The organism is Ensifer sp. ENS11 (assembly GCF_014851895.1).
GTDB classification, from domain to species: Bacteria; Pseudomonadota; Alphaproteobacteria; order Rhizobiales; family Rhizobiaceae; genus Ensifer; species Ensifer canadensis.
Genome location: NZ_JACVAN010000002.1, coordinates 388,070 through 413,398, shown reverse-complemented (window position 1 = coordinate 413,398; position 25,329 = coordinate 388,070). Strand labels below are relative to the sequence as shown.

General features: G+C 62.2%; 26 protein-coding genes. 19 read left to right on the top strand and 7 right to left on the bottom strand.

All coding sequences use genetic code 11. The features are described from left to right. Window positions 1-192: 192 nt before the first annotated feature. On the bottom strand, window positions 193-648 hold the full coding sequence (locus IB264_RS06060) for a DUF5330 domain-containing protein (protein ID WP_025426326.1): 456 nt from the start codon (window positions 646-648) through the stop codon (window positions 193-195). 636 nt (window positions 649-1,284) lie between these two features. Between IB264_RS06060 and IB264_RS06055 the strand changes: the two genes are divergently transcribed. The 3 genes from IB264_RS06055 (at window position 1,285) to IB264_RS06045 (ending at window position 4,249) form a co-directional block, all read left to right on the top strand. Next, window positions 1,285-2,856 carry a HAMP domain-containing sensor histidine kinase gene (locus IB264_RS06055; protein WP_192433223.1) on the top strand — a complete coding sequence of 524 codons (1,572 nt, stop codon included), beginning with the start codon at window positions 1,285-1,287 and terminating at the stop codon, window positions 2,854-2,856. Then, complete coding sequence (locus IB264_RS06050; protein ID WP_025426328.1) at window positions 2,828-3,793, top strand: peptidoglycan-binding protein; 966 nt, start codon at window positions 2,828-2,830, stop codon at window positions 3,791-3,793. The genes IB264_RS06055 and IB264_RS06050 overlap by 29 nt, the downstream gene beginning before the upstream one ends. A 96-nt stretch (window positions 3,794-3,889) precedes the next feature. Next, window positions 3,890-4,249 (top strand): DUF1491 family protein, encoded by a 360-nt coding sequence (locus IB264_RS06045; RefSeq protein WP_025426329.1) that lies wholly within the window; start codon window positions 3,890-3,892, stop codon window positions 4,247-4,249. 142 nt (window positions 4,250-4,391) lie between these two features. Here the strand turns inward: IB264_RS06045 and IB264_RS06040 are convergent, their stop codons facing one another. Continuing rightward, the gene (locus tag IB264_RS06040) at window positions 4,392-5,462 is read right to left on the bottom strand and encodes a DUF2336 domain-containing protein (RefSeq protein ID WP_025426330.1); all 1,071 of its coding nucleotides are present in this window, start codon (window positions 5,460-5,462) and stop codon (window positions 4,392-4,394) included. A gap of 294 nt (window positions 5,463-5,756) precedes the next feature. Here IB264_RS06040 and IB264_RS06035 point away from each other — a divergent pair, with 294 nt between their 5' ends. The 3 genes from IB264_RS06035 (at window position 5,757) to IB264_RS06025 (ending at window position 7,356) form a co-directional block, all read left to right on the top strand. Next, window positions 5,757-6,440, top strand: a complete 684-nt coding sequence (locus IB264_RS06035; protein ID WP_025426331.1) for an SH3 domain-containing protein — start codon at window positions 5,757-5,759, stop codon at window positions 6,438-6,440. Between the two features lie 145 nt (window positions 6,441-6,585). Beyond that, window positions 6,586-6,870, top strand: a complete 285-nt coding sequence (locus tag IB264_RS06030) for a hypothetical protein (RefSeq protein ID WP_025426332.1) — start codon at window positions 6,586-6,588, stop codon at window positions 6,868-6,870. 312 nt (window positions 6,871-7,182) lie between these two features. Continuing rightward, on the top strand, window positions 7,183-7,356 hold the full coding sequence (locus tag IB264_RS06025; RefSeq protein WP_164474925.1) for a hypothetical protein: 174 nt from the start codon (window positions 7,183-7,185) through the stop codon (window positions 7,354-7,356). A 163-nt stretch (window positions 7,357-7,519) separates the two neighbouring features. On the opposite strand, the gene IB264_RS06020 is transcribed toward IB264_RS06025, so the two are convergent. The 3 genes from IB264_RS06020 to IB264_RS06010 form a co-directional block, all read right to left on the bottom strand. Then, on the bottom strand, window positions 7,520-8,065 hold the full coding sequence (locus tag IB264_RS06020; protein WP_025426333.1) for a membrane protein: 546 nt from the start codon (window positions 8,063-8,065) through the stop codon (window positions 7,520-7,522). After that, window positions 8,058-8,645: a DUF1214 domain-containing protein gene (locus tag IB264_RS06015; protein WP_025426334.1), complete on the bottom strand. Its 588-nt coding sequence runs from the start codon at window positions 8,643-8,645 to the stop codon at window positions 8,058-8,060. Before IB264_RS06015 ends, IB264_RS06020 begins: the two co-directional genes overlap by 8 nt. A gap of 150 nt (window positions 8,646-8,795) precedes the next feature. Further along, window positions 8,796-11,000, bottom strand: a complete 2,205-nt coding sequence (locus tag IB264_RS06010; protein WP_025426335.1) for a transglycosylase domain-containing protein — start codon at window positions 10,998-11,000, stop codon at window positions 8,796-8,798. 264 nt (window positions 11,001-11,264) lie between these two features. On the opposite strand from IB264_RS06010, the gene IB264_RS06005 reads away from it, so the two are divergent. Together IB264_RS06005 and IB264_RS06000 are read left to right on the top strand one after the other, a co-directional pair. Next, window positions 11,265-11,732 carry a YcgN family cysteine cluster protein gene (locus tag IB264_RS06005; protein WP_025426336.1) on the top strand — a complete coding sequence of 156 codons (468 nt, stop codon included), beginning with the start codon at window positions 11,265-11,267 and terminating at the stop codon, window positions 11,730-11,732. A gap of 108 nt (window positions 11,733-11,840) precedes the next feature. Then, on the top strand, window positions 11,841-12,350 hold the full coding sequence (locus IB264_RS06000) for a GNAT family N-acetyltransferase (protein WP_025426337.1): 510 nt from the start codon (window positions 11,841-11,843) through the stop codon (window positions 12,348-12,350). A 63-nt stretch (window positions 12,351-12,413) separates the two neighbouring features. Here IB264_RS06000 and IB264_RS05995 read toward each other — a convergent pair whose 3' ends face one another. Both IB264_RS05995 and IB264_RS05990 read right to left on the bottom strand, forming a co-directional pair. Next, entirely contained in the window at window positions 12,414-12,749 is a 336-nt protein-coding gene (locus IB264_RS05995; protein WP_025426338.1) for an MmcQ/YjbR family DNA-binding protein, read from the bottom strand. Window positions 12,750-13,073: 324 nt separating this feature from the next. Next, window positions 13,074-13,214, bottom strand: coding sequence for a hypothetical protein (locus IB264_RS05990; RefSeq protein ID WP_164474924.1), 141 nt, complete (start codon window positions 13,212-13,214; stop codon window positions 13,074-13,076). A gap of 896 nt (window positions 13,215-14,110) precedes the next feature. On the opposite strand from IB264_RS05990, the gene IB264_RS05985 reads away from it, so the two are divergent. From IB264_RS05985 to IB264_RS05935, 11 genes are all read left to right on the top strand, one after another. Next, window positions 14,111-14,365, top strand: coding sequence for a hypothetical protein (locus tag IB264_RS05985; protein ID WP_025426340.1), 255 nt, complete (start codon window positions 14,111-14,113; stop codon window positions 14,363-14,365). 42 nt (window positions 14,366-14,407) lie between these two features. Beyond that, complete coding sequence (feuP, locus tag IB264_RS05980) at window positions 14,408-15,079, top strand: two-component system response regulator FeuP (RefSeq protein ID WP_025426341.1); 672 nt, start codon at window positions 14,408-14,410, stop codon at window positions 15,077-15,079. Beyond that, complete coding sequence (locus IB264_RS05975; RefSeq protein WP_192433211.1) at window positions 15,069-16,454, top strand: HAMP domain-containing sensor histidine kinase; 1,386 nt, start codon at window positions 15,069-15,071, stop codon at window positions 16,452-16,454. Before feuP ends, IB264_RS05975 begins: the two co-directional genes overlap by 11 nt. A gap of 172 nt (window positions 16,455-16,626) precedes the next feature. Then, complete coding sequence (locus tag IB264_RS05970; RefSeq protein WP_025426343.1) at window positions 16,627-17,070, top strand: membrane protein; 444 nt, start codon at window positions 16,627-16,629, stop codon at window positions 17,068-17,070. Between the two features lie 91 nt (window positions 17,071-17,161). After that, entirely contained in the window at window positions 17,162-18,310 is a 1,149-nt protein-coding gene (gene ccmI, locus IB264_RS05965; RefSeq protein WP_025426344.1) for a c-type cytochrome biogenesis protein CcmI, read from the top strand. Next, a complete protein-coding gene (gene ccmE, locus IB264_RS05960; RefSeq protein ID WP_025426345.1) occupies window positions 18,307-18,759 on the top strand; it encodes a cytochrome c maturation protein CcmE in 453 nt (150 codons plus the stop codon). Before ccmI ends, ccmE begins: the two co-directional genes overlap by 4 nt. After that, the gene (locus IB264_RS05955) at window positions 18,756-20,744 is read left to right on the top strand and encodes a heme lyase CcmF/NrfE family subunit (RefSeq protein ID WP_025426346.1); all 1,989 of its coding nucleotides are present in this window, start codon (window positions 18,756-18,758) and stop codon (window positions 20,742-20,744) included. Before ccmE ends, IB264_RS05955 begins: the two co-directional genes overlap by 4 nt. Continuing rightward, complete coding sequence (locus IB264_RS05950) at window positions 20,741-21,196, top strand: cytochrome c-type biogenesis protein (protein ID WP_025426347.1); 456 nt, start codon at window positions 20,741-20,743, stop codon at window positions 21,194-21,196. The genes IB264_RS05955 and IB264_RS05950 overlap by 4 nt, the downstream gene beginning before the upstream one ends. Before the next feature lie 318 nt (window positions 21,197-21,514). Next, window positions 21,515-23,074, top strand: coding sequence for a Do family serine endopeptidase (locus IB264_RS05945; protein WP_025426348.1), 1,560 nt, complete (start codon window positions 21,515-21,517; stop codon window positions 23,072-23,074). A 136-nt stretch (window positions 23,075-23,210) separates the two neighbouring features. Then, window positions 23,211-23,912, top strand: coding sequence for a response regulator transcription factor (locus tag IB264_RS05940; protein WP_025426349.1), 702 nt, complete (start codon window positions 23,211-23,213; stop codon window positions 23,910-23,912). Then, window positions 23,909-25,315: a HAMP domain-containing sensor histidine kinase gene (locus IB264_RS05935; RefSeq protein WP_025426350.1), complete on the top strand. Its 1,407-nt coding sequence runs from the start codon at window positions 23,909-23,911 to the stop codon at window positions 25,313-25,315. The genes IB264_RS05940 and IB264_RS05935 overlap by 4 nt, the downstream gene beginning before the upstream one ends. Window positions 25,316-25,329: the final 14 nt, after the last annotated feature.

Genomic DNA, 25,329 nt, shown 5'->3' with positions numbered 1-25,329 from the left:
ATGTGCGGGGACCTAAACAGCCATGTCTTGTGCGGACCTGTTGCTGGACCGCCCCTCGGTTGCAAACCGAAAAAAGAAAACGCCGCGAGGGGATGGGATCCTCGCGGCGGCCGCAAGAAGGCGGCAAGTCAGGCAGTGTCAAAGGATGGCTCGGCGGCGGTCGCGCGGACCTGCTGCCACGGCAAGAAATGTTTACTTGGCGAGGGACGCCTTCGGGTCGAGGCGCTTTTCCGGAACCGGCGTACGCTTGAACACCGGAGCCGTCTCCGCAGCGGTCTGTTCGACCGGCGCCACCAGCGTGGCGGCAGCCTCGGTCGCCTGACCGACAGTGCCGGTCGTTACCTTGGCATCGGGCTTGATCGCATCGGTTTCGGCAAACTGGGTGTCAAGGAATTCATAGGCGATGCGGGCGCCTTCCCGGGCCCGATGGCCAAGTGCGACGAAGGTTTCAGCACCCTTCTCGCAGACCTCCGGCTTCTGGATGCAGATGGCGCTGATATACTGGAATGCCTCATTGGCGGCCGAGAAGGTATCGCCGAGCTCGACCTTCGGTCCGTGCTCCAGCTTCTGCGCGCTCGACGGATCGAGGAACGGCAGCAGCACCAGCACCATCGAAAACCAGAATGTCGCCTTGATGAGAAACCACATGTTCTGCCCATCCTATATTCGGCTGCCGCGCCCGCCGGTCTTCTAGCCGGTTTTACTGCTTTCGGCATCCTGGAGCGCCGCAGTATCCCCTGATACCCGTTCACGCCCGCCGTCGTTTGCATGAGGACCGCCGTCTTTCGTCGCCCGGCCCTTTGTTGAGACTGACATTAGGCAGGGAATCACAAGACCGCTTTTCAAAAACCCGCAGCATTTGTTTCGAATTTTAATGAAATTCCCGATTTTGAGGATTTGCCGGGCATTTGTGTCGCATTTTAGCTTTCGCCGTTAAGGTTCATGGCGGCGGGCCGCCGGCAAAGGCCGAAAGCGTGGGCAACGGCACCGGGGCGCCCTGCCCAAATCCTTAACGTGAGGCGGAAAATGCACGGAAATCCGTTGCTTACGCCCCGTTAACCACAAGAAATGAAGGTCGCCCGAATTGCCTCAAAACGGGATTTTTCAGGCATTTGGCGCCGTTCCGGGACAGTCCCGTTTATTCTTTCATTAAGCCGGGGATGCGAGATTCCGACATGTCACGAGGCAGTTCGAATGGCGGCCCGCATGAAGCGGAAATCGGTCACGCTCAGTCTCGCAAGAACAACAAATGTGGCAGGGTAAGGCGTGAGCGTATTGCGTGACATGGCTGGCAGATGGACGTCCCGCGTGGACGAGGCCGCTGCCCTGTGGTTGCCCCGCCGCGAGGCTGGCTCCGCCATTGGCCGTCGGGACCTCAAGCGTCTGCGTACGGTCGCTGCCGTCTCCCTGACAACACTTCCGGCAGTACCGCTGGCGCTTGCGCTCGCCATGCCCGTTTCCTCCGCATTGCCGCTTGGGACCGCTCTTTGGGCGTCCGCCTCGCTGCTGGCCGCTGCTACCGCCATTGCTCGTGGACGCGGCAACCAGGCCTCGGAAACGCTCGAGCCGGCTGTACCAGATCTTCCGGATCTTTCGGCCGCCTACGACCTTTTTGCCGGTCTTGTCACCGTGCACGATCTGCGCGGCAATGTTCTCTCCATTCACGGCCGTGACTCGGCCGAGCATCTGACCCTGATGCGCGACCCGGGCGGCCGCGGCTTCATCGAGCAGATCCACGTCTCCGATCGCATCACCTTCCTGAGCGCGATCGATATTCTGCGCCAGGGCGGCGAGCGGGCGACCGTCAACATTCGCATCGAGCGCCGGTCGCTGCCGGCTGAAGGCGAACAATTCGTCCATATGTGCTGCGAACTCGCACCGCTTCTCGACCGCAACGGCGGTCTGACGGCGATCCTGGCACAGTCGCGCGATGTATCGCAGGAAGCACGGCTGCGCGTCGAAGCTGCGGCGAGAACCGCAGAAGCGGAATCGGCCAACGATGCCAAGACCCGTTTCCTTGCCGCCGTCAGCCATGAACTGCGCACGCCGCTCAACGCCATCCTCGGCTTCTCCGACGTGCTGACGGGCGAGTATTTCGGCAAGCTCGAAAACGACCGCCAGCGCGAATATGTCAGCCTGATCCACAAGTCGGGCGAGCACCTTCTGTCGGTCGTCAATACGATGCTCGACATGAGCAAGATCGAAGCGGGCCGCTACGAGCTGGTTCCCGAGCCCTTCCGCGTGGCCGAGGCGGTCGCGGCCTGCGAAGCGATGCTGTCGCATCAGGCCCAGGAAAAGGGCGTCAAGCTGGCGAGCCGCGTGACCCGCAGTGTCGGCGAGATCAATGCCGACCAACGCGCCTTCCAGCAGGTTCTGATCAACCTTGTCGGAAACGCCATCAAGTTCACCGACCACGGCGGCATGGTGACGATCGACGCCGAGCTTGACGGTCCGGCCTTGAAGCTGACCGTCAGCGACACCGGCATCGGCATCGCCGCCGACAAATTGCAGATGTTGGGGCAACCCTTCGTCCAGATCCAGAACGACTACACCCGCCGTTACGAGGGCACCGGTCTCGGTCTCTCGCTGGTCAAGGGCCTCGTGGCGCTTCACGGCGGCGAGGTCGCGATCCGCAGCCGCGAGCGCGAAGGCACAGTCATCACTGTTACGCTGCCCAGCGACGGGTCCGGCATCGTCGAGGCCAATCGCGAGGAACCGCGCTCGGCCGTGACCGTCGAATTTCCGCCGCGGCTGAGAGATAGTGACACGCAGGCGGTTGCCGATGGCGACCGATTCGAAAGGACGGGTTTGAACGAGGAACGGGGATATGGCGCCGCGCAAGCGAAAACAGCCTGATCGCAAGAAGGCGGCGCGTTCCGCGCCAGGCCTTGCCATGCGTGGGCTGGCTCTCGCCGGCCGCGGGGTTGCGCTTGCTGGACGGCTGGCGGCCCGGCACCCGTTGAGTGCCGGCGGTTCGGCTGCCTTTGTTGTGGTCTTCTCCTTCGTTGCTGCAAACGCCATGTGGTACCAGCATGGCGCCCATCCATCGCCGTTGCTTCGCACCCGCGTGCCGCTTGTCAGTCCAGAGACCGCCGAGCGCATCGCCGTCGCCAAGGGCGCCGAGATCGAGCCGCGCAACGTCACCACCTTCGTCATCAAGCGCGAGGACGACAAGGCGACGGAAAACGTCGAGGAGGTGATCGCGGCGGTCCCGTCTGAGGCGCCTGCCGAAAAGCCGTCGCCCGAACGTGTCGCCTCGGTGCCGGAGACGTCCGCGTCACCACTGGTCGCCGATATCCAGAAGGAACTGAACCGCATCGGCCTTTATGATGGCGTGCCGGATGGACGCACAGGCCCGCGCACGTCAGCCGCAATCCTGCGATTTGAGAAGCAGGCCGGACGCACCGAGACAGGCGCCGTGAGCGCCGAACTGCTGCGCGCCCTGCGCACGACATCTGGCCAGAAGATGGCCGCGGCACTGCCGGCAAGCCGGCCCTACGCCGATCCGAAACGTGCAGTTGCCGATGTCGACCCTGTCGCCGCAGCCATCCGCTCGGCCGAGACCGACAAGATGCTGATTCCGCGTGCCGAGATCCCGGTGTCGAGCGAGCTGGTCCTGGACATCCAGAAGGGCTTAAGCAACCTCGCCTATGCCGACATCGTCGTCGACGGCGTTGCGGGGGACCAGACGCGTGCAGCGATTCGCCATTTCGAGAAGCACTACCGGTTGCCGCAGACCGGTGAGCCCAATGCCAAAGTGCTGAAGAAGCTCAAGGAGATCGGCGCGCTTTGAGGGACCTTCTCACGGGCGCGTCTCCCATCCGTTGAACACATTCTTGTCGCGGCAGCCAATTTGCATGCCTGGCTCCGCCCGTGTACAGGCATGTCCATGCGTCTCAAATCCCACATTTTCGTCTCCGCGTTGCTGCGCCGCGCCTTTGCGCTCGGTGGGTACGCAGCTATCCTGCGCAAGGGGGCGGAGGACGCTGGCGCGATCTTTATTCGTCAACGCACGCGGATGGGTACCGAAACGCTGTTTGCACCGGCGCCGCAGAACTTCTTCGATGACGACGCCAATATCGGTCGCAAGTTCGAGATCCGCTTGAAGGATCGCGATGGCGACGCCGTGGATGATGCACTCTCCCGTGAAATCCGTTTCGATCCGGATTGCTGGATCGTCGAGATCGAGCTGGACGATCGCGCCGACCTGTTCGATGTCGTGCCGGAAGACGGCGCAAACCACTCTTGAACCATATGTGAGAGCTGGGCCGGCTCGGTCGTGACCAGGACTAGAGCATTTCCAGGAAAAGTGCGAAGCGGTTTTCCGTCAGGAAATGCGTAAAAACAAAGAGATAGAGCGTTTGTTCGGTTCCGTCTAAATCGGAAACGCTCTAACGGCGGCCGAACACCCGTTGCGGCTTGGCGCCGCCGGCGGCCCCGGCTACCTTGCGGACGGTCAGCTGGCACGCATCATTGGCATGGTCATCCGCAAGATAGGGCTGGTGCCGTGCCGCGGGCGCGTCCCGTTCCTCGGATTGCAGCCAGGCGTCAAGCTGTTCGCGGCTCGATGTCGGGTCCATGGCGCCGGTCAAGGCTTCAGCGCGCGTGGTGCCGCCGATGCGTTCGGCGAGGTGCGGATAAAGCGACTGCAGCACGAAGGTGAGATCGTCGGTCGGCAGCGATAGGGCGATCAGGCTCGTCGCCAGCTGTTGGCCGGAAACGTCGAGAAGAATGCGCTCGACCAGGTGCCCTCCGGCATCGAGCGCCGTCGCCAGCGCACGCGAAAACAGGATGATCTCGCCGCTGCGGGCAAAGCGCACCAGGAGGGCGCTTAGCGTAGTGCTGATCGGTATAATGGTAGATGCGGCGGCAGCCGCCTCGTGCGCCGCGACACGGGCAAGTGTCTTGATTTCGGTGCGCAAGGTTTCCTCGCGCGCGGCCCTTGCAGCATCGACATCCGGCTCGGCCAGCGTTGAAGGCGCAGCGACTGTCTGTTGCCGCACGTCCGGGCGGGCGGAAAGGCCGGCGGGGTTGTGGTGCTCGACCAGGGCATCGATCACGGAAGGCGACAGAGCGGTGCGGCGGGCGATTGCACCGGCGTGGGCCGCTCCCTGCTGGCGGATGATGCCGATAAGCGTTCGATCCGACAGGGCCTGCGAACGGGTCAGGAAAATGGCGGCGATCGAGATCGGCATGCTGCCGATCAGGGCTGCGACCGGCTCCGGAACATGGGGGCACTGCGACAGCGCGGCGGCGGCCTGACGGCGCGCTTCGCTGCTGGAGCCGAGGAACAGCGGCTCGAACAATTCGGAAAATTGCTTCATGTCGGACTTGCGAGGGATCCGCAGGCTTTCGAAACCGCTGACGGTTGCCATCAGGACGACGTCCTTCAAGCGGCCCGTCTGTGGCCTTTCCAACTCACGAAAGCGATCCGTCACGATAAATCCTTGCACGCAAAACATGATCGCCATTGCCGGCGATCCGGAACGGCACACGTCACTAAAAATAAAAGAAAAGCGTTAGCGTACTGTTAACTATGGACGTTGGGGCTTTATTCAGGCTTGCGGCGTGCGAGCGGCTGGTGATTTTGTGCGCTTTCTATCGCAAAGCCCTGCTTCCTGTGGGCTCGATCGTTTCCAGCCTTAAAAAATCCACAAGCGGCTTTAAGTGATCGCGGTGACGGTGAAGGGTTCCGGACGCCCGCCGACGCAAGAGGGCTTAGTGAAGAGGGGCCTTCCGATGGGAGAAAGCTTACTGTGAAGAAAATAGTGTTGCGCGCAGCGGCCATATGCGCGCTTTTCCTGGCGCCGGCGATTGCCGAGGCGGCAGAGGGGTTTGCAACCGCCAACGTCAATATGCGGTCCGGTCCGAGCACGCGCTATCCGGCAGTGTCGTTGATCCCGGCCGGAGAAGCCGTCGAAATCCACGGCTGTCTTGCCGATCTGCCCTGGTGTGACGTTTCCTTCTTTGGCGGCCGCGGCTGGGTCGCCGGACGCTATGTGCAGGCGGATTATCGTCGCAACAGGGTCTATGTCGAACCGCAATATTACCGCCCGCTCGGTATCCCGACGGTGGTCTTCCAATTCGATCGCTACTGGGACCGCAACTATCGCGGCCGTGACTTCTATCGCGACCGTGACCGGTGGCGTCGTGGGCCGGATTGGGTCGACGACAACCGTCGCCCGCGGGACTGGGAACGTCAGCGTGACCGCGATCGCCGCGAGTGGGAACGCGACCGCACCCGGCAGGACTGGGAGCGTAACCGCAGAGACGGCGAGCGCTGGGACGATCAGGCAGGCGGCGATGACCGCCGCGACTGGGAACGTCAACGGGACCGCGATGGCACCCGCGTGCGCGAGGACTTCGAAGATGGTTACGGCGGCGCTCGCCCGGTTCCATTGATTCGATGCCAGGCGATGGACCCATCCTGCGTGGAGTGATGCGAGTGGTGGGCGATGCGCCCAGCTTTCGGACGGGCGGCCCAAGGGCCGCCCGTTTTTCGTTGGCGTTCGGATTTTCGCTGCTCTCGGTCGGAACCATTGCCGTTGCGATGCGTTGAAAGCGGGCAAGAGAAGGAGCGTTGCAATGGTAGAAAAGAAACTGCAGGCGGTGCGTGACACGGTCGAGAGTGAAGTCGAAGCATCGGCTGCTCGCGTCGAGTTGGAAGCGCAGATTGCCGAGTTGCGCGCCGAGATTGCCCGGCTGACCGATAGCGTGTCGGCGATCGGGTCCGGTGCAAAAGCGGTTGTTCAGAGCGAAGCGGAGTTGATGACCGAGCGGGTGCGAGAGCGCGTCCGTGAAGAGCCGATTTCGACGCTTCTGACCGTTGCCGGCGTTTCCTTCCTGTTTGGACTGTTGTCCAGGCGCTAGCCATTCCCGTTCCGCCCGAAGCTGTTACCCCGGATACAGTGTTTTGTTTTTCCGGGGGACATACTCCCACAGGTTAGGGGTGCAGATGCGGCGTTAACCATCTGTTAACCAGCCTATGGCTCAATCGAAGCGGACCGTCTATGATTGGTCTGTACCACTTGAGCATGCAGCAACCTCCGGGCGACCGGAAGAAGGAGAAGATGAGAAAAGCGCGCCTGTCCGGGCACTGCCCGGGAAAATGCGCTGGCCCCGAAAGGGCAGGGTGAAATCTGTACGGTAGTTCATCCGTCTCAAGCCTATATGGAGACGAGCATGGCAGACGTGATCAGAATGCAGGACCACAAGGTCCAAATGCCACCACGCAGACCTCCGGCCATATCGGGCGGAGCAAAAGTGCTTCTGTTTACCGGAATCCGCTACGAGCGTCTCGATGGCCGCGATCCGCAGCCAACCGCGCCCGACGGACGTCGGATCAAGAAGCAGTAGTTATATCCACCGCCCATGTGTCGGCTGCATCGGCCGGCCTGCGCACGGCTTTGCTTGTGCCAACAACGCTCCGCCCCTTGCGGTCGCGTTCATCTTCTCCACGACATCGAGATAGGAACGGCAAGGCTGAAGGCCGCGTACCCTGTCCGAGGGACTGCGCTGACTAACGACGGAACGGCTCGCAGCTTGATTCCGCCAGGAAGTTCCGGACCTGATCCTCGAAGCTGTCGAGCGGCGCCATGGCGCGCAGCACCGCATAGCCATCCTCTTCCTTCATCTCCACCATGATCGATTGTGCCAGAGCTTCCGGCGGCGTCTTGCGCAGTTCCACCAGCTGGATCGGCGTCGCAACCACGAGGTCGAGCCTGCCGTTGACGGCGGTGTGGTCGTTCATGCTGAAGACCTCATTCGATGCGCTGTCGAAAACCGCAAGCGACCAGAAAGGTACCGCGCCTCTGGCGAGGAACCGCGCCGGACCGTCGGTGATCGAAAAGCTGCAGACGGCCGTGCGGAGATAAGGGTCGTCGTTGCTGAGGCCGGTCGGTCCAGGGGTACTCGTCAAAGAAAAGAAGCTGTCCATCTCGAGAAGACCGAGAACGCGCGTATAGGCGTCGCGACCGGTAAATTGCGGCAGCACCAGCACGATGATGATATGCAGCAGTGCTGCGCCCACGAGACCAAGGATGGAAGCGAACAGAACACTACGCATCGCCGCATCCCGTTTTCACGATTTTCGGCATGGCGAGATCGATAAGGCCGGAGGAACCTGCCGTCGGGGTATCGAGCAGCGTCAGGACCAGCCGGAAGGTTCCGGAATGCCGTAACGCTACCCAGTTGTCCGGCTTGGCGTTCGGCGAGACATGGATGGTGAAGGAACTGTCTTCGGCGCGCAGCACCGTCCACGAGTTGATCGCCGAAGGCAGATCCGAGCCGGGGCGCAGCGGCACGCCATCGGCATTCGCTGCATAGAGCGTCCAGAATCGCGCCTGCGGCGTCAGCCCCGAGACATCGTAGGAGCAGGCGGCCGACAGCTTCTCGCCCCTGTCGTCGACCTGTGCCATGAACATCAGCCCTTCGGCGCCGCCATAGAGCAGTTCGCCGGCCCGGGCGCGATGTGCCTTGGCATAGGGGTCGGCATTCTCGGTCTGTGCTTCGGGGAAGGCGACCCACGGGCCGATCGAGATCGAGCCGAAACCGACCGTCGCCTTCAGCGCCCAGACGGCTGAAGCGATGCCGCCGCCGAAGGCGATGGCAAGGGCAAGGGCGACGAGGAGGGGAATTCGGAACAAGGGCGGCTCTATCGAATATGGTTATGCATAGGCGCAATGCGCCGCGCAGCCCATGTCTCGCCTAAACGGGCGCGCGACGCAACGGCGATCATCGCGCCGACCTGGCAACCGGTATCGATCCGGCCGTTCAATTCAAGGTTTCGAGCGCGTTCAATTGCTGGCGGCATTCGGGAGAGCCTGTTGGGAGGACCCGCCGTCGGCGGCGCCGAGTACGGCGACTTTGCCGCCGCTCCTTTCCGGCGCCTTCAAGGCGGGGGCCTTTTCGAAGGTATCGCCCACCGAACGCAGGAGCCGTGTCACGTCTGCCGATAGCGACCGCGGCCGCACCAGCGGCGGCAGGGCATTTTCATCCGGCTTGGCATTGGCGACCTCCGGTTGCTTGCTCGGTGCAGGCGCCGGGGACGTTATCCCCGGTATCTGGCGGTGCTCGATGCCCTGTTCGGCATAATCCATCAGCCGCTTGAAGGTCATTGCCGGCAGCGAACCGCCGGTCATGTTGTTGGTCGAAGTATAGTCGTCGTTTCCGAACCAGACCGCCGTCGTGTAGTCACCGGTAAAACCGACGAACCAGGCGTCGCGATAGGCCTGGGTGGTGCCGGTCTTGCCGCCGGTAACGATGCCGTTGTCGAGGGCCGCCTTGCGTGCCGTGCCGATCACCGGGATCTGCGTCAGCATCGAATTCATCGATGCGTTGGCCTGCTCGGAAAGGATGCGTCTGGCCGGCGGTTCGTCGCGGGAAAAGTCGTAGAGGATGTCGCCGTCATAATTCAGGATCTGGCTGATGCCGTGGCGGCGTGATTGTAGGCCGCCGGCTGGGAACACGGCATAGGCCGTCGCCTGGTCGAGTACCGTCACTTCGGAGGTGCCGAGCGGCATCGTCTTGTCGGTGCGCAGTGGCGTTTCGATGCCCATGTTCTTGGCGGTCTGCGCGATCAGCTCCGTGCCGAGCTTGTCCTTGGCGAGGCGCACCGGGATCGAGTTGATCGACCTAGCGATCGCCGTCAGGATGGTGATGCGGCCGGCATAGCTGCGGCCGTAATTCTGCGGTGACCATCCGCGCCAGGTGATCGGTGCGTCGACGACGATGGTCTCCGGCGTCATGCCTTTTTCCATGGCCGCCGCGTAGGTGTAGACCTTGAAGGAAGACCCCGGTTGGCGCAGCGCCCGCGTGGCGCGGTTGAACTGGCTCTCGCCATAGTCGCGGCCGCCGACCATCGCCCTGACAGGACCTCCGTTTTCGACCATCACCAGTGCGCCCTGCTTCACATGGAAGCTCTCGCCATATTGCCGAAGGCTGGACTCGACCGAATCCTCGGCCGCATTCTGCAGCCCCATGTCGATGGTGGTGCGCACGATGAGTGAATGCTGGGCAAATGGCCGGGCGATGCGCTGCACTTCGTCAAACGCCCAGTCGAGGAAGAAGTCGGGCGCCTTCACCTGGGCGCGATCGATGACGGTTGCCGGGTTGAGACGTGCCGCAATCACTTGGCCCTCAGTCATCAGCCCGCCCTGGACGAGGTTTGTCAAAACCTCGTTGGCGCGGCCGCGGGCGGCCGGCAGGTTGACGTGCGGGGCGTAGCGCGCCGGTGCCTTGAAGAGGCCGGCGAGCATGGCGGATTCCGCCAGGTTGACGTCGGTGATCGCCTTGCCGAAATAAAACTGCGCCGCTGCCGCAGCACCAAACGTCCCGCCGCCCATATAGGCGCGGTCGAGGTAGAGCCGCAGGATCTCTTTCTTCGAAAGGTTGGATTCGAGCCAGATGGCCAGAAACGCTTCCTTGATCTTGCGCTCGATCGTGCGCTCGTTCGACAGGAACAGGTTCTTGGCGAGCTGCTGCGTCAGCGTCGAGCCGCCCTGGACGACACCGCCGGCGCGTGCATTCTCGGTCATGGCGCGGGCGAGCCCGAGAAAATCGATGCCGTAGTGGTCGAAGAAGCGCCGGTCTTCCGTTGCGAGCACAGCCTTGATCAGATGATCCGGCAATTCGTCGATCGGCACGGAATCTTCGTGAATGATGCCGCGATGGCCGATTTCGTTGCCGTAGCGGTCAAGGAAGGTGACGGCGAAATCGCTTTGCGCCCGCCAGTTGCCCTTGGTCTCCTCGAAGGCCGGAAGAGCGAGAGCCAGCATCAGCACCGAGCCGGCCGTTCCCCAGGTCATACCTTCACCGAGGACCTCGAAGACCGCCTTCTTCCAGCCCGTGACGCGGAAGCGGCGGAAGAAAATAGTGGTATCTTCCCACCATTGTGAGAGTTTGAACCCGGCATTCCAGACCGTCGAATCGATCCAGGAATCGATTCTCAGAAAGATGTGCCGCTTTTTCGGCCGGTTATCGTCTTTCCTCGGTTCCCGCACGGTCTCAACGTCCTGAAGGCTTTTGGCATCATGCCGGTGCCGCGCGATATTTGCACGGCGTCAAATTCCAATCTACTTGCATATCGCGCCGGTGGCCTTAAAAAACCGGCAATTTTCTGCGAAATTTCTCTCCTGCATGTTTCCTTTGGTCGTCGCCGATTAAAGGACAAACCTGCAGCAACTCAAATCGCTACTGTGACCTTTGCACGTCTGATAAGACGTGCCGCGCAGTAGCGCGACCGATTTGACGAAAGTGTGATGGCGATGGGCGAAATGCCTTTCTGGAAGGCGAAGAGCCTTGACGAGATGAATGACGCGGAGTGGGAAAGCCTCTGCGACGGCTGCGGGCTCTGTTGCCTCAACAAGCTCGAGGATTGGGAAACGGCAGAGATCGCCTGGACCTCGATCCGCTGCACGCTGCTCGACGGCGAGAGCTGTCGGTGCAAGGACTATCCGAACCGTCAGGCAACGGTGCCGGATTGCATTCAGCTGACGCCGGACGCGGTGCGCGAGATTACCTGGCTGCCGCCGACCTGCGGCTATCGGCTGGTGGCGGAAGGCCGCGACCTCTATTGGTGGCATCCGCTGCTCTCGGGCGATGCCGAGACGGTGCACACCGCCGGCATTTCCGTGCGTGGCCGCACCGTTGCGGAAGACGGCATCGACATCGAGGACTACGAGGATTACCTCGTGACCTGGCCGCTGGAAGTCGGCGAGAAAAGTTTGGGTTAACAGCCTGTTAGCTGCCCTTGCGGAATCGGTTTTGGAACGGGGCGCCATTGCAGGCACTGCGGAGAGCAGCTAGAGATCGGTGGTATTCCATCGTTCTCAGGCATTCCGATGATCAGCACCGACCGCCTCATTCTCCGCAGACCGCAGCTGGAGGATTTCGAGCCCTATCAGCAGATGTGGTCGGATCCAGAGATCCTTCGTCATATCGCACCGGCCCCCTTTTCCGGCGAACAGATGTGGACGCGGTTTTTGCGTCAGGAGGGCGGCTGGCAGTTCTTTGGCTTCGGTTATTTCGTGATCGTAGAGAGAAGCTCCGGGCGCTTCGTCGGGCAGGTCGGCTTTCAGGAACTGCGCCGCGAGATTTCTCCCGCCCTGACCGGGACGATGGAGACCGGCTGGACGATCGCGCCTGAGGCGCAGGGACGCGGTTATGCCAGCGAAGCTGCGCATGCGGCTTTCGGCTGGGCGCGGGAACATCACGCCGGACGCCGCGTAACCGCTATCGTCAGCCCGGCCAATGCGGCATCGATCAGAATCGTGGAGAAACTCGGCATGCGGCCGTTCGCGCAGACGGAGTATCACGACAAGCCGGTCACGCTTTTCGACTATGTTCTCTGAGACGATTGCCTGCGGATAGAAGGTCGTCTGCAGACGGCTTTCGAAACGTCGATGCCGGCCGCGTCAATGACGGCCGTTCTTCTTCACCAGGCTTTTGGGGGCAACATTGCGCCACGCGGTTTCCATCGACTGGCGAACGAGATCCTCGTCGGCCTCGACAAAGTAGAGCGAGGTCCAGCCCTTGTTGCCCCAGCCACCGGGGACCGCAGCGCAGACGCCGGGTTCCATTTCCAGCAGCATGCGCTGCTGATCCGGTGTGAACTTGAAAACCGCCCGCCCTGCCTCGGGCAGAGACATGAAGATGCGCTTGCCCACACGGAAGTCCCGCGTGCCGAAATGGGCATTTTCTTCCGTTCCCGGCAGGCTCAGCGCCAGTTTTTCAATCTCGTCGGTCAGCATGGAAAAAGAGTAACACGGTTTTTCCGATTGGCCAAAAGGCAGGAAATCGCCACACGGCTGGCCATACGCGCGGCTCGATACGCCACCGCGGGAGGCGGGATTCACAGCGTTGTCAGCTTCTTTTGGGGCTGCGCGGGCGGGGGGAATACCAGCTGGATGCGACCGATCACCCCCGAGAACGAGAAGGCTCTTCAAGACACAAGGCGCTTTTAGAGCTGCATTAAGCCAAAAAGCGAAAGCCGCTCGCGGCGTTGACCGCGGGCGGCTTTAAGGTCGATGGGCATAGTCGTGTCGACAAGCCTATTCTCGCGCGCTAGCGCAGGCTTATTCAGCCGGCTGAACGGGCTTCGGTGTTGTCTGGGTGGCTGAGCGCATTTCGCGCCATTCGCTTTCGAAACGGTCCAGCAGCGACTGCGGTACCTTGGACTGCTGAGATGCCGGCTGGTTGTTTACGAGCGTCTGCATCCGATCCTCCCGGGCCTGTTGCAAATTCATGACTAGTTGACGGGCGGACAATTTCACATCGTAAACGCTTTGTAAATCAGTGGCTTAAATCATTTAAACGATTGAAAAATCTTTAAATCGATTAATTTTTCAATGATCCACAGTTGCATTCAGCCGACCGGGGACAGCGGGCCAATTTGGCGCTCGGTGAGTCGGGAGGGCGGTCTTTTGAGCAAGCGGCTTTGGCGATCAGGCGCTGTAGTGGGTTGATAGCGCGCGTGCGCGACGTCACCGCAAAGCGAGCAAGTTCAGTTGCGAACGGCGTTTCGATAATCGCGATCTGGCTGTGAGATGAGAGTATTTGACCCCATGAGGCGGCCTGAAGGCCCGACGTGCGCGCGGCAACACCAAACAATGCAGAGGCTTAGATGAGGGGTCGGACTCTTCGCCGGATCGCGCTCATTCAACCCCGCAAGAGCCGGACTCAACTTTGGAAGATGTGCGGCCAAGAGATTCAAAGGACTCGGGATTTCGAGCCCACTTCAAGTCTTGCCGTAAGCCGAGCGACGGAGGCTGCGGCCATCTGGTTCTCGACCGAGTACCCAACGATAGCAGGAAGGGCTTAACAAATGGCTGATCGTCAAGCCGGCGGCTCCGTCGCGGAATGCGCCTCGTTGATTGGCGGCTGGCACGGCGCTGCAGCGGATCGATGTTCGGCACGGACCGCTGTCAGGCGGAGGTTTTCTTCCGTCGAGTTTCACCGTCGAAGGAATCGTTGCAATCTGCGGTCGGGTCACTGTGGATACAGCCATTCACAGGTGGCTGTTCGCCCGGCTGGGCGGCCGACATTCATTTGCCATTCAGCCTCTATCGGTTATTGCTTTTGCCATGATGCTTCCCAAGTCGAAAGTGCGTTCATGTCTTCACCAGTGATCATAGCCGCGCTTGCCGCAGGCCTTGCGGGCTTTGCTCCGCCTGAGGTCAACGTGCCCACGGACTTTGTCGTCCGCGTGGCCGGCGATTGCAGCGCGGCTGCTCAGCAAGTCGTTTCGGAAACCGGCGGCGAACTGCTGTCGGCACAGCCGACGTCCGATGGCCAGTGCGTGATCACGGTGCTTGTGCCGGGCAATGGCGGGCGACCGAAAAAGGTGACCGTAAGGGTGCCGATGTAATTCGCCCGTGACGACGGTGCGAAAGAGGAAAAGTGGGTACGAATGCGCATTCTGATAGTCGAGGACGACGTCAACCTGAACCGGCAGCTCGCCGAAGTGCTGAAGGAGGCCGGCTACGTCGTCGATCAGGCCTATGACGGCGAAGAGGGTCACTATCTCGGCGATGCCGAGCCCTATGACGCCGTGATCCTCGATATCGGCCTGCCCGAGATGGACGGCATCACCGTTCTTGAAAAATGGCGCGGCGGCGGCAAGAGCATGCCGGTGCTGATCCTGACGGCGCGTGATCGCTGGAGCGACAAGGTGGCCGGCATCGATGCCGGTGCCGACGATTATGTCGCCAAGCCGTTCCATGTCGAGGAGGTGCTTGCCCGCATCCGCGCGCTGATCCGCCGGGCGGCCGGCCACGCAAGCTCGGAAATTGTCTGCGGCCCGGTGCGGCTCGACACAAAGGGGTCGAAGGCAACCGTCGACGGAACGGCGCTGAAGCTGACGTCGCACGAGTTCCGGCTGCTCTCCTACCTCATGCACCACATGGGCCAGGTCGTATCCCGGACGGAACTGGTCGAACACATGTACGATCAGGACTTCGACCGCGATTCCAACACGATCGAAGTTTTTGTCGGCCGTCTTCGCAAGAAGATCGGCAACGACCTGATCGAGACGGTGCGCGGCCTCGGATACCGCATGCAAGCGCCCGGCAATGGCAATTAGATCCCTTACGGCCCGCGTATTGGCGGTTTCGACCGTCTGGGCCGTCGTTGCCCTGGTGGTGATCGGGGTTGTCATCTCAGCCCTCTACCGGCAAGGATCGGAACGCGGCTTCAAGGACCTGCTGCGTGCCCAGCTTTTCAACGTCGTCAACTCGATTTCGGTCAATGAGAAGACGGTGCTTGCCGGCAGTCCCCAGCTCGGCGACCTGCGCTTCTCCCAGCCGCAGACCGGCTGGTACTGGATCGTCGATCCGATCGGCGAGTTCGACACGCCGCCGCTGATTTCTACCTCGCTCGGCAACGCGAAGCTGCCGATCGCGAGCGTCGACGAAGTCCCCTTCGATACCGGTTACGTCCGTTTCTACACCACCAAGGACCCGTTCGGAAACGAGGTCGAAGTGGCCGAGACCGAAGTCGTTCTCGACATTCAGGGCCACACCGCCCGTTTCCGCGTTGCCGGCAATCGTGACGTTCTAGAGGCGGACATCAACCGCTTTACCCGCAATCTGACCATCGCGCTCTCGATCTTCGGCCTCGGCGGGCTCGGCATGAACGCGCTGACCATTCTCTTCGGTCTCAGACCGCTCGACCAGGTCCGCCGCTCGCTGGAGAAGATCCGGGCCGGCGAAAGCGAAAGGCTCGATGGTGCCTTTCCGCGCGAGATCCAGCCACTTGCAAACGAAGTGAATGCGCTGATTGACAGCAACCGCCGCATCGTCGAGCGGGCGCGCATGCAGGTCGGCAACCTCGCGCACTCGTTGAAGACGCCGATCGCGGTCCTCCTCAACGAGGCCCGCGTGCTTGAGGCGTCGCATGGCGAACTCGTCAGAAACCAGGTCGATGCGATGCAGATGCAGGTTCAATCCTATCTGGGCCGCGCGCGGATCGCCGCCCAGCGCGAATCCATTCTCGCCCGCACAGAAGCGCAGCCGGCGCTGGAGCGGCTTGTGCGCGTGATGCGCAAGCTCAATCCGGAAAAAGAGGTTCATCTGTCGATCAACCCGCCGGGCCTGGTGCTAGCGATGGAGCTGCAGGATGTCGAGGAGACTGTCGGTAACCTGCTCGAAAACGCCGCTCGCCACGCCAAGGGCGAGGTCTGGCTGAATGTTCGTCCGGCTACAAACGAAGAGCACGCAAAGGAAACCGGTCGGCAATGGATCGTTCTCGACGTCGACGACGACGGAGCTGGCCTCGACCCGGATCAGATCGCGCTGGCGATGAAGCGCGGCAAGCGGCTGGATGAGAGCAAGCCGGGAACGGGCCTCGGTCTGTCGATCGTCAGTGAAATCGTACGGGAATATCAGGGCACGCTGACGCTGTCGCGCCGGGAAGAGGGCGGGCTGCGCGCCGAGCTCGTGCTGCCGGCTGCGGTTTAGGTGTCACACTGGCGCGCGAAAGTATCGCGTCGACTGCCCTTCCAGTTGCCTCTGCCAACAGGGAATGCCAAAAGAAAATCAAAGGGAAGTCTCCGCTCGGCCCCGCCGGTCGGCGCAGGCGGAGCCCCGCGTTAGAAAGTACATGTCGCGGATCATGAGGAACCAGGCAGAAATGACACGAACTATTGTCGTCAGCGGCAGGATCGCGTTGATCGCGTCGGCGGTGGCTCTTGCCGGCTGCAGCACCACCTCGGGCGGACAGACCGCGGCGGCCGGGTTGGGCACGACCGCGACCCGCAGCGTGTCTTCGACGACCTACATCACGGCCCTGCAGGGCGGCGTTATCGGCCGGCTCAGCAATCTCGATATCGGAACGTCGGACCGCCAGCGTGCGCTCGAGGCCGAGTACCGCGCCCTGGAGGCTGCTCCGGGCGGTCAGCCGGTCAACTGGCAGGGGCGTAGCGTCACCGGTTCGGTCGTCGCCGCCGCACCTTATCAGGTCGGTTCGCAGAACTGCCGCCAATACAGCCACACCGTGACCGTCAAGGGACAACCGACGACGGCGCGTGGTGCGGCCTGCCGGAATTCCGACGGAAGCTGGACGCCGCTCAGCTGACCGGATTTCCGGTTGCGGCGAAACGCCTCAAATCTCTGTCATTGCAGGTTTTCGAGTTGGAATGGCATGGGTGCCATAGTATTGAGCATCCATGTTGTTCTGGATCCTCGTCGCCACGTTGACGGCGGCTGTAGCTGTCGTACTCATCCTCCCGCTCTTGCGGGCGGCAGCGCCCGCATCGTCTCCCCATAGTCATGATATCGAAGTTTATCGCGATCAGCTCGATGAACTGACGCGTGACCAGGAGAGCGGCCTGATCAGCGGCGACGATGCCGAACTCGCCCGCGCCGAGGTCGCCCGCCGGCTGCTTGCGGCTGGCGAGATCGACAATGCCGCCGAGCCGGCCGCAGCCACGCGCCGCGGCGTCAACATCGTGGCGCAGGCCTTCGTGCTTCTCTGTCTTCCCGCAATTGGGCTCTGTCTCTACATGTTCACTGGCAGCCCAGGGGTTCCGGCGCAGCCTTTGGCGGCGCGCCTTGCCGATCCCGGTGCCGATATCAACATTCTGATTGCGCGGGCGGAAAATCACCTGGCGCAGAACCCGAACGACGGTGCCGGCTGGGACGTGCTGGCGCCAATCTACATGCGCAACGGTCGCGTCGAGGAGGCGGTCGCCGCCTATGACAGCGCCGTGCGCCTGCTGGGGCCGACGCCGGCGCGGCTGGGTGGCTATGCCGAGGCGGTGATCACGCTGTCCGGCGGACTTGTGACCACCGAAGCGCAGTCGGCTCTCCGCAGATCCCTCGCCATCGACCCGAACGACCCGCGTTCCGAATTCTATCTTGCCCTTGGCCTGAAGCAGGAAGGCAAGAAGGACGAGGCGCTTGCAGCCTTCAACAGGCTGATCGCCAGTTCCCCGGCGGATGCGCCCTGGGTGCCGCTCGTCAAGCAGCACGTGGCCGAGCTTTCAGGTGGCGCTGCCGGCAATGTTGCGGGCGCTGCACCGGGAAATCCGAGCGCGGACGATATCGCCGCCGCACAGGACATGAACGCCGGCGACCGCCAGGAGATGATCCGCGGCATGGTCGAAAGCCTGGCGAGCCGGCTTAAGGAAGACCCCGCCAACGCCGAAGGCTGGGCGCGGCTGATCCGTTCGCATGTTGTGCTTGATCAAAGAGACCAGGCGGCGGCCGCCCTAAAGGAAAGCCTGAAAACCTTCCCGGCGGACGGCGAACAGGGAAAACAGCTGCTTGCGCTGGCCCGTGAACTCGGGATCAAGACGGACGGAGAGACGCAATGACGCGAAAACAGAAGCGACTGGCGATCATCGGCGGTGGCGTCGGCTTTCTGACGCTTGCCGTCCTCCTCGTAATGTTCGCCTTCAGCCAGGCGATCGCCTATTTCTACGTGCCGAGCGATCTCGCCAAGACCGACGTGCCGCCGGGAACCCGCATCCGTCTAGGCGGGCTGGTCGAGGCCGGTTCGGTCAAGCGCGGCGACGGCAAGACCGTGACCTTCACCGTTACCGATACGCTCGGCCAGGTGCCGGTGACCTATACCGGCATCTTGCCGGACCTGTTCCGTGAGGGGCAAGGCGTGGTCACCGAGGGCACGTTCGTTGCCGGCAGCTCGGTCTTCGTTGCAGACTCCGTGCTCGCCAAGCATGATGAGACCTATATGCCGAAGGATGTCGCCGACCGCTTGAAGGCGCAGGGTGTCGAACTCAGCGGGAAGGAAACCGTTCGATGATTATCGAACTTGGACATTATGCGCTGGTTCTGGCGCTTGCGACCGCCTTCGTGCAAGCGGCTTTGCCGATCCTTGGCGCCAGGCTCAACGATCGCGCCCTGATGGAGCTCGCCTCCAGCGCGGCGATTGCCTGTTTCCTGCTCGTCGCCTTCTCCTTCGCCGTGCTGACCTTCGCCTATGTCACGTCGGATTTTTCGGTCCGCAACGTCTGGGAGAACTCGCATTCGCTGAAGCCGCTGATCTACAAGATTTCCGGCGTCTGGGGGAACCATGAAGGATCAATGCTGCTCTGGCTCTTGATCCTGGTGTTCTTTTCGGCGCTGGTCGCCACATTTGGTCGTAATCTGCCGGAAACGCTGAAGGCGAATGTGCTCGCGGTGCAGGCCTGGATTGCCGTGGCTTTCACGCTGTTCATCCTGCTGACATCCAACCCTTTCGCCCGCCTTATCCCGGCACCGGGCGAAGGCAAGGACCTGAACCCGATCCTGCAGGACGTCGGTCTCGCCATTCACCCGCCCTTACTTTATCTGGGCTATGTCGGCTTTTCCGTCTGCTTCTCCTTTGCCATCGCCGCCCTGATCGAAGGGCGTATCGACGCTGCCTGGGCGCGCTGGGTGCGTCCCTGGACCCTTGCTGCCTGGACGTTCCTGACGGCCGGCATTTCGATGGGCTCCTATTGGGCCTATTACGAGCTTGGCTGGGGTGGCTGGTGGTTCTGGGATCCGGTCGAAAACGCCTCGTTCATGCCGTGGCTTGCCGGCACCGCGCTGCTGCATTCCGCTCTGGTCATGGAGAAGCGCGAAGCGCTGAAGATCTGGACCGTGCTGCTGGCGATCATGACCTTCTCGCTGTCGCTGCTTGGCACCTTCCTCGTTCGCTCTGGCGTGCTGACTTCGGTTCATGCCTTCGCGACCGACCCGACCCGCGGCATCTTCATCCTCGCCATCCTCGTTTTTTTCATCGGCGGCGCCTTTTCGCTGTTTGCCTACCGCGCATCGCGGCTGAAAGCCGGCGGCATCTTCGCGCCGGTTTCGAAGGAAGGCGCTCTTGTCTTCAACAACCTCATCCTGACGACCGCGGCCGCGACCGTGCTGACCGGCACGCTCTACCCTCTGGTGCTTGAAGCGCTGACCGGCGACAAGATTTCGGTCGGGCCGCCCTTCTTCAACATGACCTTCGGGCTGTTGATGCTGCCACTCCTGTTTGCGGTGCCCTTCGGTCCCCTGCTGGCCTGGAAGCGCGGAGATCTCATGGGCGTTGCCCAGCGGCTGTTTGCAGCGGTTGCCGTCGGCCTCGTCGTCGGCTGCGTCTATTACTACGCCATGAACGGCGGACCGATCCTCGCTTTGTTCGGCATTGCGCTGGGCGTCTATCTGATCGCCGGTTCGGTGACGGATCTGGCGCTGCGCTCGGGGCTCGGCAAGGTCGCGGGCAACGTCGCCTGGCGGCGGTTCTCCGGCCTGCCGCGCTCGGCCTTCGGCACCGCACTTGCGCATATCGGCCTCGGCGTCACGCTGATCGGCATCGTCGCCGTCACCGCCTTCGAAACCGAGACCGTCGTCGAGATGAAGCCGGGTATGACCGTGGACGCGGGAGGCTACACCCTGCGGTTCGACGGCATGCGCAACGGTAGCGGTCCGAATTATTCCGAGGAATCCGGCCATTTCACCATCAGCAGCGGTGGCGTCGTCGTCACCGACATCTGGTCGTCGAAGCGGCTCTATCAGGCGCGGCGCATGCCGACCACCGAAGCCGGTATCCGTACCTTCGGCCTGAGCCAGCTCTACGTTTCGCTCGGTGACCAGATCAGCGAAGGCGGCATCGTCGTGCGCATCTGGTGGAAGCCGATGATCCTGTGCATCTGGGGCGGCACGCTGTTGATGATGGCGGGAGGTTTCGTCTCGCTCAGCGATCGCCGCCTGCGCGTTGGCGCGCCGACGCGCGCCAAGCGGCCGAAGACGATCCCGGTGGGAGCGGCCGAATGAACCGATTGCTGCTGGCGTTCTTTCTGTTTCTGGCGTCGCTCGGCCCGACCTTCGCGGTCAATCCGGATGAGGTCTTGTCCGATCCGGCACTCGAAGCACGGGCGCGGGCGATCTCGGCCGAGCTCCGCTGCATGGTCTGCCAGAACCAGTCGATCGACGATTCCAACGCAGAGCTTGCCAAGGATCTCAGGGTTCTGGTGCGCGAGAGGTTGGCAAATGGCGACAGCGACGAGGCGGTGATCGACTATGTCGTCTCGCGCTATGGCGAGTTCGTGTTGCTGAAGCCGCGGTTCGAAACCAAGACGATGATCCTGTGGGGCATGCCGATCCTGCTTTTGCTGGTCGGCGCCGCGACGTTGCTGGTGGCGGCACTCAAACGCGGCCGGCAATCGCGCGGCACGCCGCTTTCCGACGACGAGAAGGAAAAGCTGAAGAAGCTGCTTCAGCCGTAGAGCATTTCCAGGAAAAGTGCGAAGCGGCTTTCCGCCAGGAAATGCGTAAAACAGAGAGATAGCGCGTTTCTGCGACTCCGCCTAAGGCGGAAACGCTCTCGATCCCACGGGCAATGCGCCGTTGCAGACGCCCGCCACCAACATTACCAAAAATTCATCCTCCGGACAGAACTCAGTAAGGTCCAATCCGTTACATCTTTCGTCATCGGCTGTTCCTCCAGTCAGCCAAGAGCGAAATCGCTACCCCCGCGGCGATCCTCGAAATCAAGATGCCGAAGCTGCTTCCAGCGGCTTCAAGGAAGAGAAAAGGCAAAACGGATGATTACGACCAAACTCCTGCGTCCCTCCCTCAAGACTGTTCTGAAGACCTCGACCGTTGCGGGTCTTGCGGCCGTCATGCTGACCTCCGGCCTGCCGGCCACGATTGCCCAGTCCTTCGCCGAACCCGTCAAGGTCGATGCGCCCCAGGTGCCGAGCTTTGCCAATGTCGTCGACGCGGTTTCCCCGGCCGTAGTCTCCGTCCGCGTCCAGTCGCGTGCTAATCCCGTTTCCGACGAGGGCAATGGCTTCACCTTCGATTTTGGCGGTCGCGGTCTGGATGAGCTTCCCGACGATCACCCGCTGAAGCGTTTCTTCAAGGAATTCGGCGGCCCGCGCGGCGATGACCGTGCCGAACGCGGCCCCGGCCGTCGTGGCCCGCACGGCGAAGGTCGCCTGCGCCCGACTTCGCAAGGCTCCGGCTTCTTCATCTCCGAAGACGGTTACCTCGTCACCAACAATCACGTCGTTTCCGATGGCTCTGCGTTCACGGTCATCCTCAATGACGGCACCGAGCTTGACGCCAAGTTGATCGGCAAGGACAGCCGCACCGATCTCGCCGTGCTCAAGGTCGATGACAAGCGCAAGTTCACCTATGTCAGCTGGGCCGACGACAACAAGGTCCGCGTCGGCGACTGGGTCGTTGCCGTCGGCAACCCCTTCGGTCTCGGCGGCACGGTAACCTCCGGCATCATCTCGGCCCGTGGCCGCGATATCGGTTCGGGTCCCTATGACGACTATCTGCAGGTCGACGCAGCGGTGAACCGCGGCAACTCGGGTGGTCCGACCTTCAACCTTTCGGGCGAAGTGGTCGGCATCAACACCGCGATCTTCTCGCCGTCGGGCGGCAATGTCGGCATCGCCTTCGCCATTCCGGCATCCGTCGCCAAGGACGTCGTTGCCGACCTGATGAAGGACGGCTCGGTATCGCGCGGTTGGCTCGGTGTTCAGATCCAGCCGGTGAGCAAGGATATCGCCGAATCGCTCGGTCTGTCTGAGGCAGCCGGCGCACTCGTCGTCGAGCCGCAGGCCGGCTCGCCGGGCGACAAGGCCGGCATCAAGAAGGGCGACGTGGTCACTGCGCTCAACGGCGACACGATCAAGGATCCGCGCGATCTTGCCCGCAAGGTAGCCGGCATGCGCCCGGGCACCACGGTCGACGTTGCACTGTGGCGCAACGGCAAGTCGGAAACCGTCAAGCTCGAGATCGGCACGCTGCCGAAGGACGACAAGGAAGCGGCCACGGATCAGGGCAACCAGTCCGAGGAAACCCAGCCGTCGAGCGAGCAGGCCCTGGCCGACCTTGGCATGACGGTGACGCCGTCGGATGACGGCAAGGGCGTGACGATTGCCTCGGTGGACGAGGACTCGGACGCCAGCGACCGTGGCCTGAAGCAGGGCGAGAAGATCGTTTCCGTCAACAATCAGGAAGTGAAGTCGGCGGACGATATCCTCAAGGTGATCAACATCGCCAAGAAGGACGGTCGCAGCAAGGCGCTCTTCCAGATCGAGGCCGAGAACGGCAGCCGCTTCGTGGCGCTTCCCATCGATCAGGGTTGATCGCGGCTGCGAATGAATGACCAGGGCGCCGCGATATCCAAGCGATTTCGCGGCGCCGGCCGTTTGGGGCGAAGTGATCGCCATGCCGGTTGTCGGAAGAACCGAAACCGGTTGAGACAGACAGGGGTCCGGGACTATGGTCACGCGTATGAAGATTCTTATTATTGAAGACGATATCGAGGCAGCCGCCTATCTGGCAAAGGCGTTCCGGGAAGCCGGCATCGTCTGTGATCACGCGAGCGACGGCGAAAGCGGCCTCTTCATGGCCAGCGAAAACAGCTACGACGTTCTCGTGGTCGACCGCATGTTGCCGCGCCGCGATGGCCTGTCGGTGATTTCGGAGCTGCGTCGCAAGGAAGTCCATACGCCGGTGCTCATTCTGTCGGCGCTCGGCCAGGTCGATGATCGGGTGACGGGTCTGCGCGCCGGCGGCGACGACTACCTGCCGAAACCCTATGCCTTCAACGAGCTTCTCGCCCGCGTTGAAGTGCTCGGCCGCCGCAAGGGTACGCCGGAACAGGACATGGTCTACCGGGTCGGAGATCTCGAGCTCGACCGCCTGTCGCACTCGGTTCGCCGCCAGGGCAAGGAAATCCCGCTGCAGCCGCGCGAGTTCCGGCTGCTCGAGTACCTGATGAAAAATGCCGGCCAGGTCGTGACCCGCACGATGCTGCTCGAAAACGTCTGGGACTATCACTTCGATCCGCAGACCAATGTCATCGACGTGCACGTGTCGCGACTGCGTTCCAAGATCGAGAAGGACTTCGATCTGCCGCTGCTCCGAACCGTGCGCGGCGCCGGCTATATGATCAAGGATGACCGGACCGCCAGCGCATGAGCAAACTCGGCGTCCTGTTGAGGACAACCGCCGTCCGGTTGTCCGCGCTCTATCTGATCCTCTTCTCGCTCTGCGCCGCCTTTCTCGTCTTCTATGTCACCGGCATGTCCGAGCGTCTGCTACAGCAGCAGACGCGCGACGCAGTGACCGCAGAGGTGACCCAGATCGAGCAGGTCTATACCCGTGCGGGGATCAATGGGCTGCTGCGCTCATTGGAACGGCGCGCGCGCCAGCCTGGCGCCAATCTCTATGTGATCGCCGGGCCAAGCGGTGAAATCCTTGCTGGCAATGTGGCGAGCCTGGAGCCGGGCCTTCTCGATCGCGAAGGCTGGACGGAGAAACCCTTTGCCTACCAGCGCTATACCGACGAGACCCGCCAGGACAGCCATGTGGCACTTGCCCATGTGCTGATGCTCGACAACGGCCTGCGCATCCTTGTTGGCCGTGACCTGCAGGAGCCGCAGAAGTTTCGTGCGCTGGTGCGCCAGGCGCTGATGGTCGCCCTCGGCATCATGGGCCTCGGTGCGCTGATCATCTGGTTTGCCATCGGCCGCAATGCGCTGAAGCGCATCGACCGCATGTCCGAGGCGAGCACCAAGATCATGGCGGGCGACCTGTCGCAGCGTCTGCCGACCAGCGGTTCCGGCGACGAATTCGACCGGCTTTCCGAATCGCTGAACGCGATGCTCGGCCGCATCGAGAAGCTGAACGAGGGGCTGCGCCAGGTCTCCGACAACATCGCCCACGACCTGAAGACACCGTTGACGCGGCTGCGCAACAAGGCGGAAGCCGCACTTGCGCGCAAGGGTACAAGTCAGCGCGGCGCGCTGGAGGAAATCATCGGCGAGTCGGATCAGCTGATCCGCACCTTCAATGCGCTCCTGATGATTTCGCGCGTCGAAGCGGGTTCGGCTGCTGCCGAGATGAGCGAGATCGACCTTTCGCAGATTGTGTCGGATTGCGTCGAACTCTATGAACCAGTCGCCGAAGATGTCGGCCTGCGGCTGGAGGCGGATGTGGCGCCAGGCATGGTGATTTCGGGCAATCGCGAGCTTGTCGGCCAGGCGCTCGGCAATCTACTCGACAATGCGATCAAATATGCCGAAGGCGCCGCCGATCCGCTGATCAAGGTTTCGCTCGGCAGGCGCGACGGCAAAGTCGTTCTTTCGGTTGCCGACCACGGGCCGGGTGTTCCTAGGGAAAAGCGCGACGAAGTCGTCAAGCGCTTCGTTCGGCTGGATGAGAGCCGCTCCAAGCCCGGCACGGGTCTCGGCCTGTCGCTCGTCGAGGCAGTGATGGAGATGCATCATGGTGTGCTGGATCTGGCTGCAACCGATGCTGATGGCGCTGACAACTGCAAGGGACTGACGGTACACATGGTTTTCCCGGCGTCCGCGACCTGATAGACCGGTTTGCG